Raw genomic sequence first — 17,051 nt, forward strand, 5'->3', positions numbered from 1 at the left:
TGGCGCTCAGCCCGTCTGCGCCTCGAAACCCGCCGCGGCGAGGCGCTGCACCACGTCCTGCACGTGCGCGGCATTGCGCGTCTGCAAGACCAGTTCCACCTCCACGTTCTGCGCGCTCAGCGAACTGAAGGCGCGCTGGTGGTGCACTTCGTCGATGTTGGCGCCGGCCTCGGCCACCACGGCGGTGATGCGGGCCAGCACGCCGGGCGTGTCGCGTGCGTTGACGCGGATGCGCGCCAGGCGCCCGGCCCGCACCATGCCGCGTTCGATCAACGCGGACAGCATCAGCGGGTCGATGTTGCCGCCGCACAGCACCAGGCCCACCTGTTTGCCGGCGAACCGTTCAGGGTGCTTGAGCAGCGCCGCAAGACCGGCAGCGCCCGCGCCTTCGACGACGGTCTTCTCGATCTCCAGCAACATCAGCACGGCCTGCTCGATGTCGCCTTCGTCCACCAGCACGAGGTCGTCTACGCGCTGGCGGATGAGTTCGCGCGTCAGCTGTCCTGGCTGGCCCACGGCAATGCCTTCTGCGATGGTGCTGGCGCCCTGCGGGTGCGCCGTGCCCTTGATGGCGTTGACCATCGCCGGGAAGCGGCTGGTCTGCACGCCGACGATCTGCACGCCGGGCTTGATCTCGCGCACCGCGGTCGCAATGCCGCTGATGAGCCCGCCACCGCCCACTGCGATCACCAGCGTGTCCAGATCGGGCTGCGCGCGCAGCATCTCCACGCCGATGGTGCCCTGGCCCGCGATGACAGCGGCGTCGTCGAAGGGGTGCACGAAGCTCAGGCCCTGCTGCTCGGCCAGCATCAGCGCGTGCTTGCGCGCTTCGTCGAAGGTTTCGCCGTGGAGCACCACCTCGGCGCCGAAGCCGCGCGTGCGTTCCACCTTCACGGTGGGTGTGGCCACCGGCATCACGATGACGGCCCGCAGGCCCAGGCGCTGCGCGTGGTGCGCCACGCCCTGGGCGTGGTTGCCGGCACTGGCGGCGATCACGCCCTTGATGGGCTGCCCGCTTTCCACCATCGTGGCCAGCTTGTTCAGCGCGCCGCGTTCCTTGAACGAGGCCGTGAACTGCAGGTTCTCGAATTTCAGGAAGACGCGGGCGCCGACGATCTGCCCCAGCGTCTTGCTCTCGACGCAAGGCGTGTCCAGCACCTGGCCGGCCAGGCGGCCGGCGGCGGCTTCGATGTCGGCAAAGGTGACGGTCAAGCCGTGCCTCCGACCGTCAGCCTTTCGATGCGCAGCGTGGGCTGGCCCACGCCCACGGGCACGCTCTGGCCGTCCTTGCCGCACACGCCCACGCCGGTGTCGAGCTCCATGTCGTTGCCGATCATGCTCACGCGCGTCATCGCCTCGGGGCCGTTGCCCACCAGCGTGGCGCCCTTCACCGGGTAGAGGATCTTGCCGTTCTCCACCCAGAAGGCTTCGCTCGCGCTGAAGACGAACTTGCCGCTGGTGATGTCGACCTGGCCGCCGCCGAAGTTGGTGGCGTAGAGGCCGCGTTTCATGCTGGCGATGATCTCTTCTCGGGTCTTGTCGCCGGCCAGCATGTAGGTGTTGGTCATGCGCGGCATGGGCAGGCTGGCGTAGCTTTCGCGGCGGCCGTTGCCGGTGGGCTTTACGCCCATCAGGCGCGCGTTGAGGCTGTCCTGGATGTAGCCGCGCAGGATGCCGTCCTCAATCAGCACGTTGCGCTGGCTGGCGTGGCCTTCGTCGTCGATGTTGAGGCTGCCGCGCCGGTCGGCCAGCGTGCCGTCGTCGAGCACCGTCACGCCCTTGGCGGCCACGCGCTGGCCGATGCGGCCGCTGAAGGTGCTGCTGCCCTTGCGGTTGAAGTCGCCTTCCAGGCCGTGGCCCACGGCCTCGTGCAACAGCACGCCGGGCCAGCCCGGGCCGAGCACCACGGTCATCTCGCCGGCTGGGGCGGGGCGGCTTTCCAGGTTGGTCAGCGCGGCCTTCACGGCGTGGTCGACATAACCTTGGATCACGCTGTCGGTGAAGAAGCCCAGGCCGAAGCGGCCGCCGCCGCCGCCGCTGCCCACCTCGCGGCGCACCACGCCGCCCACGGTCTGCTCGGCGATGACGGTGAGGTTCAGGCGCACCAGCGGGCGCACGTCGGCCGCGCGCGTGCCGTCGGCACGCGCCACCAGCACCACGTCGTACTCGGCCGAGAGGCTGGCCATCACCTGCGCGATGCGCGGGTCCTTGGCGCGGGCCATCTTCTCCATGCGCTCCAGCAGCGCCACCTTCTGCGTGCTGTCCAGCGTGCCGATGGGGTCGGTGGGCGCATAGAGCACGCGGCTGCCGGCGATCTTGGGCGCACGCGCCAGCTTCACGCGCTTGTTCTGGCCGGCCGCGGCGATGGTGCGCACGGTGCGCGCCGCGTCCATCAGCGAGGCCGGGCTCAGGTCGTCGCTGTAGGCGAAGGCCGTCTTTTCGCCCGCCACGGCGCGCACGCCCACGCCCTGGTCGATGCTGAAGCTGCCGCTCTTGACGATGCCCTCTTCCAGGCTCCAGCCCTCGTGGCGCGTGGTCTGGAAGTAGAGGTCGGCGTCGTCCACGCGGTGTTCGCGGATGGTGGCCAGGGCCTGCTGCAGCGTGCTCTCGCCGATGCCGAAGGGTTCGAGCATCAGGCCCTGGGCGATGGCCAGGCGTTCGAGCGTCGGTTCGCGGGTGATCATGGCATGCGGCCTGCGTGCTGGAGTGGAAAACCATTGTAGGAGCCGCCCCCTGCAGGGCCGGATGACCCTGGGGCTCTCCGTGCTGTGGGGCGCTCACGCCTGGGCACGGCCGTTCGCAGTTCTTTACCGCGCCTTGACCGCGCGATGTGAACGCGGCCAGGGCGGCGCGCATTGTGGAAGCACGCCGCTCGCCGGTGTTCCAACCCCCAGCCCCCGGAAAGGCCCGAAGACCATGAAGAACCTCCGCATCACCGCCGCTGCCACGCTGCTGAGCCTGCTGGCCAGCGCCACCTGGGCACAAGCCGCCGAGCCCGCGGCCCCACCGGCCACGCCGCGCGTGGACGCCCGCCAGGCCATCCAGGACCAGCGCATCGAAGCCGGTGAGCAGAAAGGCACCCTGACGCGGCGTGAACAGCGCCGGCTCGAGATGGAGCAGAAGGGCATCGCCAGGGCCGAGGCGCACGCGAAGGCCGACGGCACCGTGACGGCGCAGGAGCGCAAGCGCCTGCACCACCTGCAGAACAAGGCCAGCCGCGACATCCGCCACCAGAAGCACGACGCGCAGAACGCCAAGCCGGCGGCCACGCCGACGCCGTGAGCTCAGGCGTCGCTTTCGCCCTCTGACGCGCCGGCATCACGCTCGGCCAGCGCCCGCTGGTACAGCGCCTTGCGCGGCGCGCCGCTCAATTCGGCGGCCAGCGCCACGGCCTGCTTCAGCGGCAGTTCGCGCATCAGCACGCGCAGGGCCTGCAGCGCTGCGGGCGGCAGCGCTTCATCGTCGGCCACGGTCGGCGGCAAGGCATGCAGCACCAGCACGAACTCGCCGCGCTCGTGGTGGGCGCCGGCCGCCAGCCAGCCTGGCAGTTCGGCGGCCGGGCGCGTGACGATGCTCTCGAACTGCTTGGTCAGCTCGCGGCAAAGCGTCACGGTGCGCTGCGGCGCAGCCTCGGCGAGCGCCGCAGCGAGCTCGGCGATGCGGTGCGGTGCCTCGAAGAGGACATGCGCGCGCGCATCGGCCAGCACTGCGGCCAGCGCCGTGCGGCGGTCACCGCCCTTGGCTGGCAGGAAGCCGATGAAGCAGAAGGCCGTGGCCAGTGTGTCGCCCGCGGCGCTCAAGGCGGCGAGCGCGCTGCTGGGCCCGGGCAGCGGCACCACAGCGTGCCCGGCGGCGCGCGCTGCGGCCACCAGCACCGCGCCGGGGTCGCTGACGGCCGGCGTGCCGGCATCGCTGACATAAGCCACGCGCTGGCCCTGCGCCAGCAGCGCCAAAACGCCTTGGGCGGCCTCGTGTTCGTTGTGGGCGTGCAGCGCGCGCAGCGGCTTGTGCAGGCCCAGGTGCGTGAGCAGCTGCGCGGCCACGCGCGTGTCTTCGCAGGCCACGGCGTCCACCAGGCCCAGCACGTGGATGGCGCGCAGCGTCAGGTCGGCCAGGTTGCCGATGGGCGTGGCCACCACGTAGAGTGTGCCGGCGGGGTGCTGCTGGTGGCCGGTGGCCAGGCGCGCGGCGTGCAGCAGGGGGGCGGGGTCGGTGGTCACGAAGGCGGCAGGGCGCGGGGCAGGCGCAGCAAGTCAGCACACGGCAGCCGGCCGCGCGGGCAGCCCCGGCACGGCCGCGGGCACGTCCACCACCGCACGCGGCGAGGCCGCCGAGCTGCGTGCCCTGGCCTGGTTGCAGGCGCGGGGCTTGGTGCTGGAGCAGCGGAATTATCGGGTGGCCCGCGGGCCCTCGGCGCGCGGCGGCGAGATCGACCTCGTCATGCGCGACCGCGATGGCACGCTGGTCTTCGTCGAGGTGCGCCAGCGCCGCAGCGGCGACCACGGGGGTGCCGCCGCCAGCGTCACCTTTGCGAAGCAGCGCCGCCTGGTGCTGGCGGCGCAGCACTACCTGCTGCGCTTCGCGAGCCTGCCGCCCTGCCGTTTCGATGTGCTGGCGCTGGACGGCGAGCAGGTGGAGTGGTTGCAGGCGGCCTTCGAGGCCTGAAAACAAAACGGCCCGCCGAAGCGGGCCGTTCGGTTGCAGACGCGACCGCGCCTGCGCCAGGCGGGTGATCAGGCCTGGGTGCGACGGCGGCGGGCCACCGCGCCGATGCCGATCAGGCCCAGGCCCATCATCAGGTAGGTCGAGGCTTCCGGCACCATCGAGGCGTTGATGAAGTCGGCGTGGATGAAGGTGGGCACGTAGCCGCTGAACTCGCCGAAGCTGCTGTTCAGGGTGGTGTTGACGTCGCCGTAGGCGGTGCCGAAGCTCAGGCCGTAGCTGTTCACACCCGAGATCAGGCCGTTGATGAAGTTCGGGCCACCCGAGTCACCGCCGGCAACGCCGACTTCACGGATGCCGACACCCGTGTTGCAGAACTGGGCCGAACCCGCGGGGATGGTGAAGTCGGGGTCGGCGGCCAGGCGGCACGAAGCGTCGTTGAGGGCCAGGCCGTTGTCGAAGTCGGAGAGGTACGAGAACTCGACCGAGGCCGTGCCGAAGGCGCCGTTCCAGTAGCCCGGGCCGAAGGCGCTGTCGCCGAAGCGGAAGTCGTAGCGGTTGTCACCGGTGCGCAGGCGACCGGTGGCGGTGTTGGTGCCGCCAGCGCCGGTGCCCAAGCGGCCGTAACCGTTGACCGTGAAGTTCTGGCCGGTCAGGTCGCCACCGGTGTAGATGCCGTGCGACACGGCCCAGTCAGGCGCCGGGGCGTTCAGGCGCAGGACGGCGATGTCGTTCTGGTCGATCACTTCACCGGTGTAGCCCGAGTTCACGAAGTAGTTCGTGACGGTGCGCGAGGTGGCAGCCGGGTTGTTGAAGATCGACGCCGTGGGGCTCAGGCCAGTAGGCGGCTGGAAGAACACCGTCGTGCTCAGGGGGTTGGCGGTGCCGGCGCCATCGCTCACGCAGTGGCCTGCGGTCAGGATGGACTGGCGGTCCGGCAGCAGCGTGCCCGTGCAGATGAAGTTGCCAGCGGTGGTGGCCATCAGCAGGCCGACGACGCCGGTGCTGGCGGGGAAGCTGGGCAGGTAGGCAGCGTCGCCTGCGGCCGAGGCCGTGCCGGTGCCGGCGGTGGCGAAACCGGTGAGCAGGCTCTGGGCCGTCCACTGCAGGCCGTTGAACGAGCCCGAGGCGACATTGGTGCGCGCGCCGTCTGCAGCAGAAGCTGCCATCGAAGCGGCCAGCGCCAGCGCCGTGAAGGCGGTCTTGAGAATGCGGGTCTTCATGTGGTGTATCGACTCGGTGAAGTTGAACGGGCGCCAGTGCGGTCCACAGACCGTTGACATGGCCGGATCGTAACCAGCGATGGCGGTGCAAAACCGGCACAACCCCGAGCCCAGGGGGCCGGAGTAGCCCCGGGTTCGCGGGGGGGTGGTGCGTGCAGGCGACACCCGCACCGGCCTTGGCCGGCGCTGCGGGCGGGAACCGACCCGCCGAAACCCCGTCATATGATGCGTGTCCATGCTTGAACAGCGCATCCAACAGCAGTTCTTCGAGAGCGCTGACCTGCAATACCAGGCCGCCGAGGCATTGGCGCGTCCCATCGCCGAGGCCACCGCCGCCCTGCTGGCGGCTATCACCAGCGGCGGCAAGGTGCTGGTGGGGGGCAGTGGCGCAGGCGCAGCCCTGGCGCCGCACCTCGCCCGCCTGTTTGCCGGGCGCTTCGAGCGCCAGCGCCCACCGCTGGCGGCCCTGGCCCTCTCGCCCGGCCCCGACGCCGCACAGCAGGTCAAGGCCCTGGGCCTGCCGGGGGATGTGCTGCTCTACATTGATGACGGCGAAGGCCACAGCACCATGGTCATCTCCGCTGCGCAGGGCAAGGACATGACCATCGTCGTGCTCGCCGGCCGTGGGGCCCAGGCCTTCAGCGAACTGCTGGCCGAGACCGATGTGCTGGTGGCCGTGCCCCATGAGCGCGCAGCGCGCGTGGCCGAGCTGCAGATGCTCGTGCTGCACTGCCTGTGCGATGCCGTCGATTTCCAGTTGATGGGAGACCAAGCGCCGTGAGCCTTGTCCAGAAGAACCGCTCTCTTTCCAGCACCGGCCTGACGGCCGTGGCCCTGGTGCTGGCCGGCGCCACGCTGGCCGGTTGCGCCCCGCTGATCGTTGGCGGCGCCGTCGTCGGCGGGGGCTTGGTGGCCACCGACCGCCGCACCACCGGCATCCAGCTCGAAGACGAGAGCATCGAGTTCCGCGCTTCGGCGCGTGTGCGCGAACTGGCCACGCTGGGCCGCGTCAACATCACCAGCTACAACCGCACCGTGCTGATCACCGGCGAAGTGCCCGGCGCGGCCGAGAAGCAGGCGGTCGAGCAGGCGGTGGCCAAGGTCGAGAACGTGAAGGCCGTGCTCAACGAGCTGGGCATCGGGCCGAACAGCCCCCTCGGTTCGCGCACCACCGACACCTTCATCAGCAGCAAGGTCAAGGCCACGCTGATCGACGCCAAGGACGTGCAGGCCAACGCCTACAAGGTGGTGGTGGAACGCGGCATCGTCTACCTGATGGGTCGCGTCACCGAGCGCGAGGCCAACCGCGGCACCGAGCTGGCGCGGGCGGTCAGTGGCGTCGAGAAGGTCGTGCGCGCCTTCGAGGTGATCAGCGAGCAGGAACTGGCCAACATCGGCCGCGGCACCACGCCGGCGCCGGCACCCGCGCCGGTGAGCACGGCCACGCCAGCGGCTCCCGCTGCCGCGCCTGCGCCTGCACCTTCCGGCCCTGTCTCGGCCCCGGCCCCGCAGCCGGCCCCGATGCCGGCGCCGACGCCCGGCGTCACCAAGTGATCCAGGCGCCGGGCCGCCGCGGCGGCCCGGCGGCCTTCACTTCAGCCGCTTGATCAGGCTGGAGGTGTCCCAGCGCCGGCCGCCCAGGGCCTGCACCTCGGCATAGAACTGGTCCACCAGCGCCGTCACCGGCAGCCGGGCGCCGTTGCGGCGCGCTTCTTCCAGCACCAGGCCCAGGTCCTTGCGCATCCAGTCGACGGCGAAGCCGAAGTCGAACTTGTCGTCGACCATGGTCTTGCCGCGGTTGTCCATCTGCCAGCTCTGGGCAGCGCCCTTGCCGATGACGTCCAGCACCAGCGGCATGTCCAGGCCGGCCTTCTGGCCGAAGGCGATGGCTTCCGACAGGCCCTGCACCAGCCCGGCGATCGCCACCTGGTTGACCATCTTGGCCAGCTGCCCGGCGCCGGCCTCGCCAATGCGCGTGACGGCCTTGGCGAAGTGCAGCGCCACGGGTTTCATGGCCTCGAAGGGCGCGGCGTCGCCGCCGCACATCACCGTGAGCGCGCCGTTGACCGCGCCGGCCTGGCCGCCGGAGACGGGCGCGTCGACGAAGTGCAGGCCCAGCGTCTTGGCGGCACCGTGCAGTTCGCGCGCCACCTCGGCGCTGGCGGTGGTGTGGTCGACGAAGACCGCGCCCGGCGCCATGCCGGCGAAGGCGCCGTCTGCGCGCAGCGTCACGGCACGCAGGTCGTCGTCGTTGCCCACGCAGGCGAAGACGAAGTCGGCACCGGCGGCCGCTTCACGCGGCGTGGCGGCGAAACGCCCGCCTTCGGCCGCGGCCCAGGCCTCGGCCTTGGCGGTGGTGCGGTTGTAGACGGTGACCTGGTGCCCGGCGCGCGCCAGGTGGCCGGCCATGGGATAGCCCATCACGCCCAGGCCGAGAAAGGCCACGCGACGTGCGGGAACGGTGTCGTAGGTGCGGGAAGCCGCAGCGGTGGGTGTGCTCATCCCCGAATCGTGACACAGCCGGCGATCAAGCCGCTTGCGCGGAACCGGCTCTGCCGGGCCGCTGCAAGAGCCTGCCGGCAAGCATGCCGGCAGGCCTTCGCTGGCGAGAACCCGTCCGCAGGGACGGGTTCTCGTCCCGCTCAGCCCCCACGGGAGTGGCGAGGACGCGAAGCGCCGCAGCCTGGGGGCTGCTTCAGACCACCTTCATGTGCTCGGTGCCGAGAGACAAGTCATTGCTGCGCGCACGCTGGCTCTGCAGCTTGATCTGCAGGCGCAGGTCGTTCACGCTGTCGGCGTTGCGCAGCGCGTCTTCGTAGCTGATGGCGCCGCTTTCGTAGAGGTCGAAGAGCGACTGGTCGAAGGTCTGCATGCCGAGCTCGCGGCTGCGCTTCATCAGTTCCTTGATCTCGCTGACCTCGCCGCGGAAGATGAGGTCGCTGACCAGCGGCGTGTTCAGCAGGATTTCCACCGCCGCCACGCGGCCGCGGCCCTGCTCGCGCGGCATCAGGCGCTGGCTGACCAGGGCCTTGAGGTTGAGCGACAGGTCCATCAGCAGCTGCTGGCGCCGCTCTTCGGGGAAGAAGTTGATGATGCGGTCCAGCGCCTGGTTGGCGCTGTTGGCGTGCAGCGTGGCCAGGCAGAGGTGGCCGGTCTCGGCGAAGGCCACGGCGTGCTCCATGGTCTCGCGGTCGCGGATCTCGCCCATCAGGATGACATCGGGCGCTTGGCGCAGCGTGTTCTTCAGCGCCGCTTCCCAGCTGTCGGTGTCGATGCCCAGTTCACGCTGCGTGACGATGCAGTTCTTGTGCGGGTGCACGAACTCCACCGGGTCTTCCACCGTGATGATGTGGCCGTAGCTGTGTTCGTTGCGGTGGTCGACGATGGCTGCGAGCGAGGTGCTCTTGCCGCTGCCCGTGGCCCCGACGAAGATGACCAGGCCGCGCTTGCTGAGGCTGACCTCCTTCAACACCTTGGGCAGCGCCAGGCCGTCGATGGTGGGCAGCGTGGCCGGGATCGTGCGGAAGACCAGCCCCACCTGCCCCTGCTGAACGAAGGCATTGACGCGGAAGCGCCCCACGCCCGCCGGGCTGATGGCGAAGTTGCACTCCTTGGTGCGTTCGAACTCGGCGCCCTGCTTGTCGTTCATCACCGCGCGCGTGAGCGCCAGCGTGTGCTGGCCGGTCAGCGGCTGCGGGCTCACCTTGGTGAGCTTGCCGTCGATCTTGATGGCGGGCGGAAAGTCGGCGGTAAGGAAAAGGTCGCTGCCGTTGCGGCTGATCATCAGCCGCAGCAGGTCGTTGACGAATTTCGAGGCCTGGTCGCGTTCCATCCTGTCAGCCCCCAAGCTCGCTGGCGCTCGCTACCCCCCGGGGGGGCCGTCCGCCAGCGGCCCGGCAAAGCCGGTTCCGCGGCGGGAAGCTGGGTCGCGTTGTCAGCATGGCAGTGTCATCCAGGGAAGTTTTCGGGGATCTTGGCTTTGCTGCGCGCTTCGGCCGGCGAGATGATGTTGCGGCGCACGAGGTCGGCGAGGTTCTGGTCCAGCGTCTGCATGCCCAGGTTCTGGCCCGTCTGGATGGCGCTGTACATCTGCGCGATCTTGTTCTCGCGGATCAGGTTCTTGATGGCGCTGGTGGCCACCATGATCTCGTGGCCCGCCACGCGGCCGCTGCCGTCCTTGAGCTTGCACAGCGTCTGCGAGATCACTGCCACCAGCGATTCGCTCAGCATCGCGCGCACCATCTCCTTCTCGGCCGCGGGGAAGACGTCGACCACGCGGTCGATGGTCTTGGCCGCACTGCTGGTGTGCAGGGTGCCGAAGACGAGGTGGCCGGTTTCCGCGGCAGTGAGCGCCAAGCGGATGGTTTCCAGGTCGCGCATTTCGCCCACGAGGATGGCGTCGGGGTCTTCGCGCAGCGCGCTGCGCAGCGCGTTGGCGAAGCTCAGCGTGTGCGGGCCCACCTCGCGCTGGTTGACCAGGCACTTCTTGCTCTCGTGCACGAACTCGATGGGGTCTTCCACCGTCAGCACGTGGCCGTACTCGTTCTCGTTGAGGTGGTTCACCATCGCCGCCAGCGTGGTGCTCTTGCCCGAACCCGTGGGGCCCGTGACGAGCACCATGCCGCGCGGCTTGAGCGCCAGCTCGGCAAAGATCTTGGGCGCGCCCAGCTGCTCCAGCGTGAGGATCTTGCTCGGGATGGTGCGGAAGACCGCGCCCGCGCCGCGGTTCTGGTTGAAGGCGTTGACGCGGAAGCGCGCCAGGCCCTGGATCTCGAACGAGAAGTCGCACTCCAGCGTGTCTTCGTAGTGCTTGCGCTGGGCGTCGTTCATGATGTCGTACACCATGTCGTGGACCGCCTTGTGGTCCAGCGCTTCGACGTTGATGCGGCGCACATCGCCGTGCACGCGGATCATCGGCGGCAGCCCGGCCGAGAGGTGCAGGTCGGAGGCCTTGTTCTTGACCGAGAAGGCCAACAGCTGCGTGATGTCCATGAGTTCGTGTGGCGTGCACCGACGCCCAAGCACCAGCGCTTAAGCTCTCGGAAGATTATGAGCACCATCGGAAGCAAGCTGCAAGAAGTGAAGCGGCGCCTGCAGGCGGCCTGCGCCGAGGCGGGCCGCAGCGCGGAAATCCTCACGTTGGCGCCGCCGCCGGCGGCCCCGGGCGCACCGCCGACGCTCACGCTGCTGGCGGTGAGCAAGACCTTCGGCGCCGAAGCGGTGCGCGAAGCGCATGCCGCCGGCCAGCAGGCCTTTGGCGAGAACTACGTGCAGGAAGCGCTGGCCAAGATCGAGGCGCTGGCCGACCTGCGTGGCGGGCCGCTGCCCGTGCAGTGGCACCTGATCGGGCCGCTGCAGAGCAACAAGACGCGGCCGGTGGCCGAGGCCTTCGACTGGGTGCACTCGGTCGACCGCCTGAAGGTGGCGCAGCGCCTGGCCGAGCAGCGCCCGGCGCACCTGCCACCGCTGCAACTGTGCCTGCAGGTCAACATCAGTGGCGAAGACAGCAAGAGCGGGGTGCCGCCGGCCGAACTGCCGGCGCTGGCGGCCGCCGTGGCGGCGCTGCCGAGGCAGCGCGTGCAGTTGCGCGGGCTGATGGCCATCCCGGAGCCGGCCGCCACGCCACAGGCGCAGCGCGCGCCGCACCGGGCGCTGCGTGAACTGCTGGCGGGGCTGAATGCCGGCGGCCTGGCGCTGGACACCCTGTCCACCGGCATGAGCGCCGACCTCGAGGCCGCGGTGCTGGAAGGCAGCACCGTGGTGCGCGTGGGCACGGCCATCTTCGGCCGGCGCTGAAGCCTCCGGTGCGCCGGCGGGCGTGAAAAACGCCCACAAGCGCCGCACTTGCAGCCGACACACCTCTTAACAAAGAGTTTCGGTTGTGCAGAATCCGGCCCAACGATGTGCAGGGGTGGCCTTCAGGTCAGCTGCCTTCAGGTTTCGCAACGCGGGGGTGGCTGACAAGCCGGCCGCGGCATCCACAGACAATCCTGGCCCGTCGGCAGCGCCGACAGGCAGACGCCACCCCGAGGTTTGCACATGGTTTCCACGCATCGGTTCGTCGTGCTCATCGAGCGCAGCGCGCAGCTGCCTGCCGCACAGTGGCTGCGTGCCGGCGCCCTCACGCTGATGGGGCTGTCGCTGCTGGTGGCGGGTTTCGGACTGTCGGATGCCTCGGCCCAAGGCCCCTGGCAGCGCAAGCACGCCAAGATCGCGCAAGACCTGCACGACGCTACCGATGACGACGCCGTGGCCGCCCGTGCTGCCCGCGGCGAGCGGCGGGCGCAGCGCTGGGAGCGCCAGGTGCGCGGCGTGCGTGTCGTCAACGCCATCGTCGTGAGCAATGCCCGCGACCCCGAGCTGACCGAGCTGCGCAACTTCATCACCCGCAACGGCGGCTCGGTGCAGGTGCGCCACGGGGCGCTGCGTGCGCTGACCGTCAACGTGCCAGCCCGCCTGGTCAAGCGCCTGGTGGAGCGCGACGACGTGGTCAGCGTTTCGCCCAACCGCGACATCGTGCGCACCGCCAGCACGCTGGAAGCCGTGACCGGCGCGCTCAGCCCGAACGTCCGCGCGAACAGCACCAAGTTCGGCTACTCGGGCCTGGACGGCAGCGGCATCGGCATTGCCGTGCTGGATTCGGGCGTGATGAAGGCGCACTACGCCTTCAACAACGCCACCGGCGGCACGCGCGTGGCGCGCAGCGTGAACATGCTCAATGCCCGGCTGGCCGATTTCCAGGCGGGCACCGACCTGAGCAAGACCTTGCGCCCGGGCTCGACGCAGCAGACGGGCTTCGAGGCCGCCATCGCCAACGACAACAATTTCTACGCCGACCAGTACGGCCATGGCACGCACGTGGCGGCCGTGGCCGCCGGGCGCGCGCAGTTCTACCGCAGCACCACGCCCGACACCACCGGCGTGGCACCCAACGCCACGCTGTACGACGTGAAGGTGCTGAGCGACGCCGGCACCGGCACCGTGAGCGATGCGCTGGAAGGCATCGCCTGGGTGATATACCACGCCCGCGCCTACAACATCCGCGTGATGAACCTGAGCATCGCGGCGGCCTCCACCGAGTCGTGGCAGACCGACCCGCTGTGCCTGGCCGCGCGCGCCGCCACCGCCGCGGGCATCACGGTCGTGGCCGCCGCCGGCAACTTCGGCCTCAGCAGCAGCGGCCAGGCCGTGCACGGCACCATCGGCTCGCCGGGCATCGACCCCAGCGTCATCACCGTCGGCGCCGTCAACTTCTTCGGCACCAACGGGCGCTCCGACGACCGCGTGGCCCGCTTCAGTTCGCGCGGCCCCACGCGCGGCAGCCGCATCGACGCCGCCGGTGTGCGCCGCGTCGACAACCTGCTCAAGCCCGACCTGGTGGCGCCCGGCAACCGCATCGTCAGTGCGGCCGCCACCTTTGGCGGCAGCGTTCAGTCCTGGAACCGCCTGGCGCAGAACCACTACGCCAATCTCGTCACGCCGGTCGGCATCTCGCAGTTCACGCCCGAGACGCAGATGATGATGAGCGGCACCTCGGTGGCCGCGCCGGTGGTCTCGGGCGCCGTGGCGGTGCTGCTGCAGGCCAACCCGGGGCTCACGCCGCCGCTGGTGAAGGCCATCCTGCAGTACACGGCCGAACCGCTGCCCGAAGGCAACCTGCTGGAGCAAGGCGCCGGCAACCTGAACCTCACGGGCGCCATCGCGCTGGCACGGGCCCTGCGCACCGACATTGCCAGCGCCATCGAAGCCGGCACGCTGCTGCCGGGCGCCAACCTGCTGGCCGTGGGCCAGGCCTTCCCGCAGCAGAAGAGCAACATCAGCGGCTCGGGCTTCGACTGGTCGCGCATCGTCTACGCCGGCGGCAACCGCCTGCTCACGGGCACGGCCTTGTTCAGCCGCTACCAGCCGATCTGGGACCCGCGCCTGGTCTGGGCGGGCAACACGGTGCAGCGGCAGACGCCGGTCTACTGGTCGGGCACGGGCATCCAGCCCAACACCTACCTCTCGCACCTCGTCTTCAGCACGCCGCTCAGCCAGACCTTGCTGACCTCGGGCGTGGTGCGGGCCGAGCCGCTGGCGGGGCAGAGCTCCATGCTGGCTGGCACCGGGGCCTTCATCCGCACCAAAGACCTCTCCGGCTGGCTCGCCGGCGGCAGTGGCCTCACGCTGACGCAAGGGCTGGTGCTGGCCGAAGGCCTGGTGCTGGCAGAGGGCTTGGTGCTGGCCGAAGGCCTGGTGCTGGCCGAGGGCCTGGTGCTGGCCGAAGGCCTGGTGCTGGCCGAGGGCCTGGTGCTGGCCGAAGGCCTGGTGCTGGCCGAAAGCGGCGGCGTGCGGCTGGGTTTCGACACCCAGGGGGCACTCCAGGGCGAGTGACCGGGGCGCTCGGCGCGGGCGCCGACTCAAGGCGGCCTGCCGCCGGCCGACAACCTTGCTGAGGCGGCGCTTCCTGCGCCGCAACCCGCAGCGTTGCTGCGCCTTGTCTGCCCACCCCGATGTCGGAACGAGCCGTCAGCCCGGAAGCGTCCTTGGCCCTGCCCTGGTGGCAGCGGCTGCACGGCGCCTTGATGCCCGACTACAACCGCAAGGCGACCATCTACTGGTGGCTGGCGGCCGTGGCCGGTGCGGCAGCCCTGGTGGTGGCCGCGTGGCAGGTGGCGCAGCTGGGGCGCAGCGCCTGGTGGCAGATCGCCGCCGGCGTGTTCATCGCGATGACGGCCGGCTTCTTCCCGGTGCGCGTGAAGCACTCCAAGCACGCCTTCGCCGCGGGCGAGATCTTCATCATCCTGCTGCTCCTGATGCACGGGCCGGCTGCGGCCACGCTGGCGGCGGCGGGTGAAGGCGCTGTCGGTTCCTGGCGGGCCTCCAAGCGCTGGACGAGCCGCATCGTCAGCCCCGCGATGGCCGCCCTGGCGATGTGGGCCACGGGGTCTGCGCTGCACGCGCTGATCGACAAGGTCTCCGCCTCGGCCGGCCTGCTGCTGCTGGCCACCATGGCCTGCGCCCTGGGCTACTTCATGCTCAACACGCTGCTGGTGACGGCCGTGCCGCGCCTGAAGCGCAACGAGCGGCTGCGCGCGGCCGATCTCTTCGGCGTCTTTGGCGGCGTGGGCCTGGCCTACGTGGGCAGCGCGGCGGTGGCTTCGCTGCTCTATCTGGTCTATCTGCAGTCGGGCATCGGCGTGCTGGGGGCCATGGTGCCGCTGCTGGGCATGATGCTGGCCACGCTGCACTACTTCTTCCGCCAGCAGGAGGCCTCGGAGTCGGTGCGCCGCGCCAACGCCGAAGCGCAGGAGCGCGAGAACGAGCTCGCGCGCCGCCACGTGCAGGAGCTGGAGGCCAGCGAGCGCCGCTTCCACAGCGCCTTCACGCACGCCAGCATCGGCATGGCGCTGCTGGACTTCAGCGGCCGCATCCTGCAGGCCAATGCCGCGCTGTGCGCGCTGGTCGGGCGCCAGAACCAGGCGCTGCTGAACCAGGCTTTCCAGGACGTGGTGTTCGAAGACGACCGCCAGGCCCTGGCCGAGAAGCTGGGGCTGGTGAGCGACCGCGAGTTCGAGAGCTTCGCGCTCGAACTGCGCTGCCGCCACGCCGACGGGCACCCGGTGTGGGTGACGGCGCACTGCAGCTTCTTCAGCGAGCCCGGCTCCAGCGCGCCCTGCCTGATCCTGCAGCTGCAGGACGTCACCGCGCGCCGCATGGCCGAAGAGGGCCTGCACCACCTCGCCTTCCACGACAGCCTCACCGGCCTGCCCAACCGCCGCCGCTTCCACGAGCTGCTGGGCCAGGCCGTGGCACAGCTCAACGCCAGCGGCGCCGCGGCGGATGCCTACGCGGTGATGTTCCTGGACTTCGACCGCTTCAAGCTCATCAACGACAGCCTGGGCCACAGCGCGGGCGATGCCTTCCTCGTGCAGGTGTCGCAGCGCATCCGCGACAGCCTGCGCCCGCACGACGTGGTGGCGCGCCTGGGCGGCGACGAGTTCGCCGTGCTGGTGCGCCATGTGGAGCACGAGCGTTGCGTCGTGGGCCTGGCCGAGCGGCTGATGGAGGCCATGCGCCAGCCCTTCGTGGTGGGCGGCACCGAGCTGATGACCAGCGCCAGCATCGGCATCACCTTCAGCGCCCTCGGCTACGCCAACCCCGAAGACGTGCTGCGCGACGCCGACACCGCCATGTACAAGGCCAAGGCCGCAGGCAAGGCGCGCTACGCGCTCTTCGACACCAGCCTGCACACCGAGGTGGCCGACCGCCTGCGCCTGGAAGGCGAGCTGCGCCACGCCATCGACGACGGCCGCCTGAGCGTGGCCTACCAGCCGGTGTTCGACCTGCGCGGCGGCGCTGCGGGCCCGGGCGGCGCACCGCGGCTGGCCGGCTTCGAGGCTCTGGTGCGCTGGCAGCACCCGGTGGACGGCAGCATCAGCCCGGGCGCCTTCCTGCCCATCGCCGAAGAAGCGGGCCTGATGGTGCGGCTGACCGACTTCGTGCTGCACTGCGCCTGCCGGCAGCTTCGCGAGTGGCAGCTGCGCGGCCCGGCCTTTGCAGCGCTGACGATGAACGTGAACCTCTCGGGCCACGACATCGCACACCCCGCGCTGGTGGCCCGCGTGATGCGTGCGCTGATGGAAGCCGAGGTGCGCCCCGACCGCCTGTGCCTGGAGCTCACCGAGAACATCCTGATGTCGCGCCTGGAGGGCGCGCTGCCCGCGCTGAAGGAACTGCGCCGGCTGGGCGTGGTGCTGGCCATCGACGACTTCGGCACCGGCTACTCGTCGCTCAGCCACCTCTCCACCTTGCCCATCGACGGCCTGAAGATCGACCGCAGCTTCGTCAGCCGGCTCGAAGCCGGCTCGAACGAGGCCGCGGTGGTGCGCTCCATCGTGCTGCTGGGCAGCTCGCTGGGCAAGGACGTGGTGGCCGAGGGCATCGAGACCGAGCAGCAGCTGCGCCAGCTGCAGGACATGGGCTGCGCCTTCGGCCAGGGCTACCTGCTGTCGCGGCCCCTGAAGCCGGCCGACGTGCCGCGCCTGCTGCAGGGCAGCGAGGCCGTCGCGGCGCCTCCCCCCTCCGACGCCGGCGCCGTGCCCAACTTGTCGCAGCTTTCGGGGCTGCGCGCTGCCACCGGTCCGTTGACAATGCACTGACCATGAGAGCCCCAGCGCCGGTCCG

The 17,051-nt window shown here is 70.3% G+C and carries 14 protein-coding genes; 7 read left to right on the forward strand and 7 right to left on the reverse strand.

Annotated elements, in window-relative coordinates; translation table 11 throughout:
• Positions 1–6: 6 nt before the first annotated feature.
• Positions 7–1,212 carry a threonine ammonia-lyase gene (locus EOE66_RS02640; protein ID WP_128227121.1) on the reverse strand — a complete coding sequence of 402 codons (1,206 nt, stop codon included), beginning with the start codon at positions 1,210–1,212 and terminating at the stop codon, positions 7–9.
• Positions 1,209–2,684, reverse strand: coding sequence for a metalloprotease TldD (tldD, locus tag EOE66_RS02645; RefSeq protein WP_128227122.1), 1,476 nt, complete (start codon positions 2,682–2,684; stop codon positions 1,209–1,211). Before tldD ends, EOE66_RS02640 begins: the two co-directional genes overlap by 4 nt.
• 232 nt (positions 2,685–2,916) lie before the next feature.
• Between tldD and EOE66_RS02650 the strand changes: the two genes are divergently transcribed.
• A complete protein-coding gene (locus EOE66_RS02650) occupies positions 2,917–3,282 on the forward strand; it encodes a hypothetical protein (RefSeq protein WP_128227123.1) in 366 nt (121 codons plus the stop codon).
• Positions 3,283–3,284: 2 nt separating this feature from the next.
• Here the strand turns inward: EOE66_RS02650 and rsmI are convergent, their stop codons facing one another.
• Complete coding sequence (gene rsmI, locus EOE66_RS02655; RefSeq protein WP_128227124.1) at positions 3,285–4,220, reverse strand: 16S rRNA (cytidine(1402)-2'-O)-methyltransferase; 936 nt, start codon at positions 4,218–4,220, stop codon at positions 3,285–3,287.
• Between rsmI and EOE66_RS02660 the strand changes: the two genes are divergently transcribed.
• A complete protein-coding gene (locus EOE66_RS02660) occupies positions 4,213–4,665 on the forward strand; it encodes a YraN family protein (protein ID WP_128227125.1) in 453 nt (150 codons plus the stop codon). The two genes, rsmI and EOE66_RS02660, sit on opposite strands and share 8 nt — an antisense overlap.
• 68 nt (positions 4,666–4,733) lie before the next feature.
• On the opposite strand, the gene EOE66_RS02665 is transcribed toward EOE66_RS02660, so the two are convergent.
• Positions 4,734–5,885, reverse strand: coding sequence for a trypsin-like serine protease (locus EOE66_RS02665; protein WP_164884974.1), 1,152 nt, complete (start codon positions 5,883–5,885; stop codon positions 4,734–4,736).
• A 235-nt stretch (positions 5,886–6,120) separates the two neighbouring features.
• On the opposite strand from EOE66_RS02665, the gene EOE66_RS02670 reads away from it, so the two are divergent.
• Together EOE66_RS02670 and EOE66_RS02675 are read left to right on the forward strand one after the other, a co-directional pair.
• On the forward strand, positions 6,121–6,666 hold the full coding sequence (locus EOE66_RS02670) for an SIS domain-containing protein (protein ID WP_128227126.1): 546 nt from the start codon (positions 6,121–6,123) through the stop codon (positions 6,664–6,666).
• Positions 6,663–7,439: a BON domain-containing protein gene (locus tag EOE66_RS02675; protein ID WP_375137449.1), complete on the forward strand. Its 777-nt coding sequence runs from the start codon at positions 6,663–6,665 to the stop codon at positions 7,437–7,439. The genes EOE66_RS02670 and EOE66_RS02675 overlap by 4 nt, the downstream gene beginning before the upstream one ends.
• A gap of 36 nt (positions 7,440–7,475) precedes the next feature.
• On the opposite strand, the gene EOE66_RS02680 is transcribed toward EOE66_RS02675, so the two are convergent.
• The 3 genes from EOE66_RS02680 to EOE66_RS02690 form a co-directional block, all read right to left on the reverse strand.
• Positions 7,476–8,387: an NAD(P)-dependent oxidoreductase gene (locus EOE66_RS02680; RefSeq protein ID WP_128227127.1), complete on the reverse strand. Its 912-nt coding sequence runs from the start codon at positions 8,385–8,387 to the stop codon at positions 7,476–7,478.
• Positions 8,388–8,580: 193 nt separating this feature from the next.
• Positions 8,581–9,717, reverse strand: a complete 1,137-nt coding sequence (locus EOE66_RS02685) for a PilT/PilU family type 4a pilus ATPase (protein WP_128227128.1) — start codon at positions 9,715–9,717, stop codon at positions 8,581–8,583.
• A 116-nt stretch (positions 9,718–9,833) separates the two neighbouring features.
• A complete protein-coding gene (locus EOE66_RS02690) occupies positions 9,834–10,877 on the reverse strand; it encodes a type IV pilus twitching motility protein PilT (protein ID WP_128227129.1) in 1,044 nt (347 codons plus the stop codon).
• Positions 10,878–10,934: 57 nt separating this feature from the next.
• On the opposite strand from EOE66_RS02690, the gene EOE66_RS02695 reads away from it, so the two are divergent.
• The 3 genes from EOE66_RS02695 (at position 10,935) to EOE66_RS02705 (ending at position 17,026) form a co-directional block, all read left to right on the forward strand.
• Positions 10,935–11,681, forward strand: a complete 747-nt coding sequence (locus tag EOE66_RS02695) for a YggS family pyridoxal phosphate-dependent enzyme (protein ID WP_128227130.1) — start codon at positions 10,935–10,937, stop codon at positions 11,679–11,681.
• Positions 11,682–11,924: 243 nt separating this feature from the next.
• Positions 11,925–14,258 (forward strand): S8 family serine peptidase, encoded by a 2,334-nt coding sequence (locus EOE66_RS02700; RefSeq protein WP_128227131.1) that lies wholly within the window; start codon positions 11,925–11,927, stop codon positions 14,256–14,258.
• A 119-nt stretch (positions 14,259–14,377) separates the two neighbouring features.
• Positions 14,378–17,026, forward strand: coding sequence for a putative bifunctional diguanylate cyclase/phosphodiesterase (locus EOE66_RS02705; RefSeq protein ID WP_128227132.1), 2,649 nt, complete (start codon positions 14,378–14,380; stop codon positions 17,024–17,026).
• Positions 17,027–17,051 lie beyond the last annotated feature (25 nt).

This window comes from Rubrivivax rivuli (assembly GCF_004016505.1).
Taxonomy (GTDB): domain Bacteria; phylum Pseudomonadota; class Gammaproteobacteria; order Burkholderiales; family Burkholderiaceae_C; genus Rubrivivax; species Rubrivivax rivuli.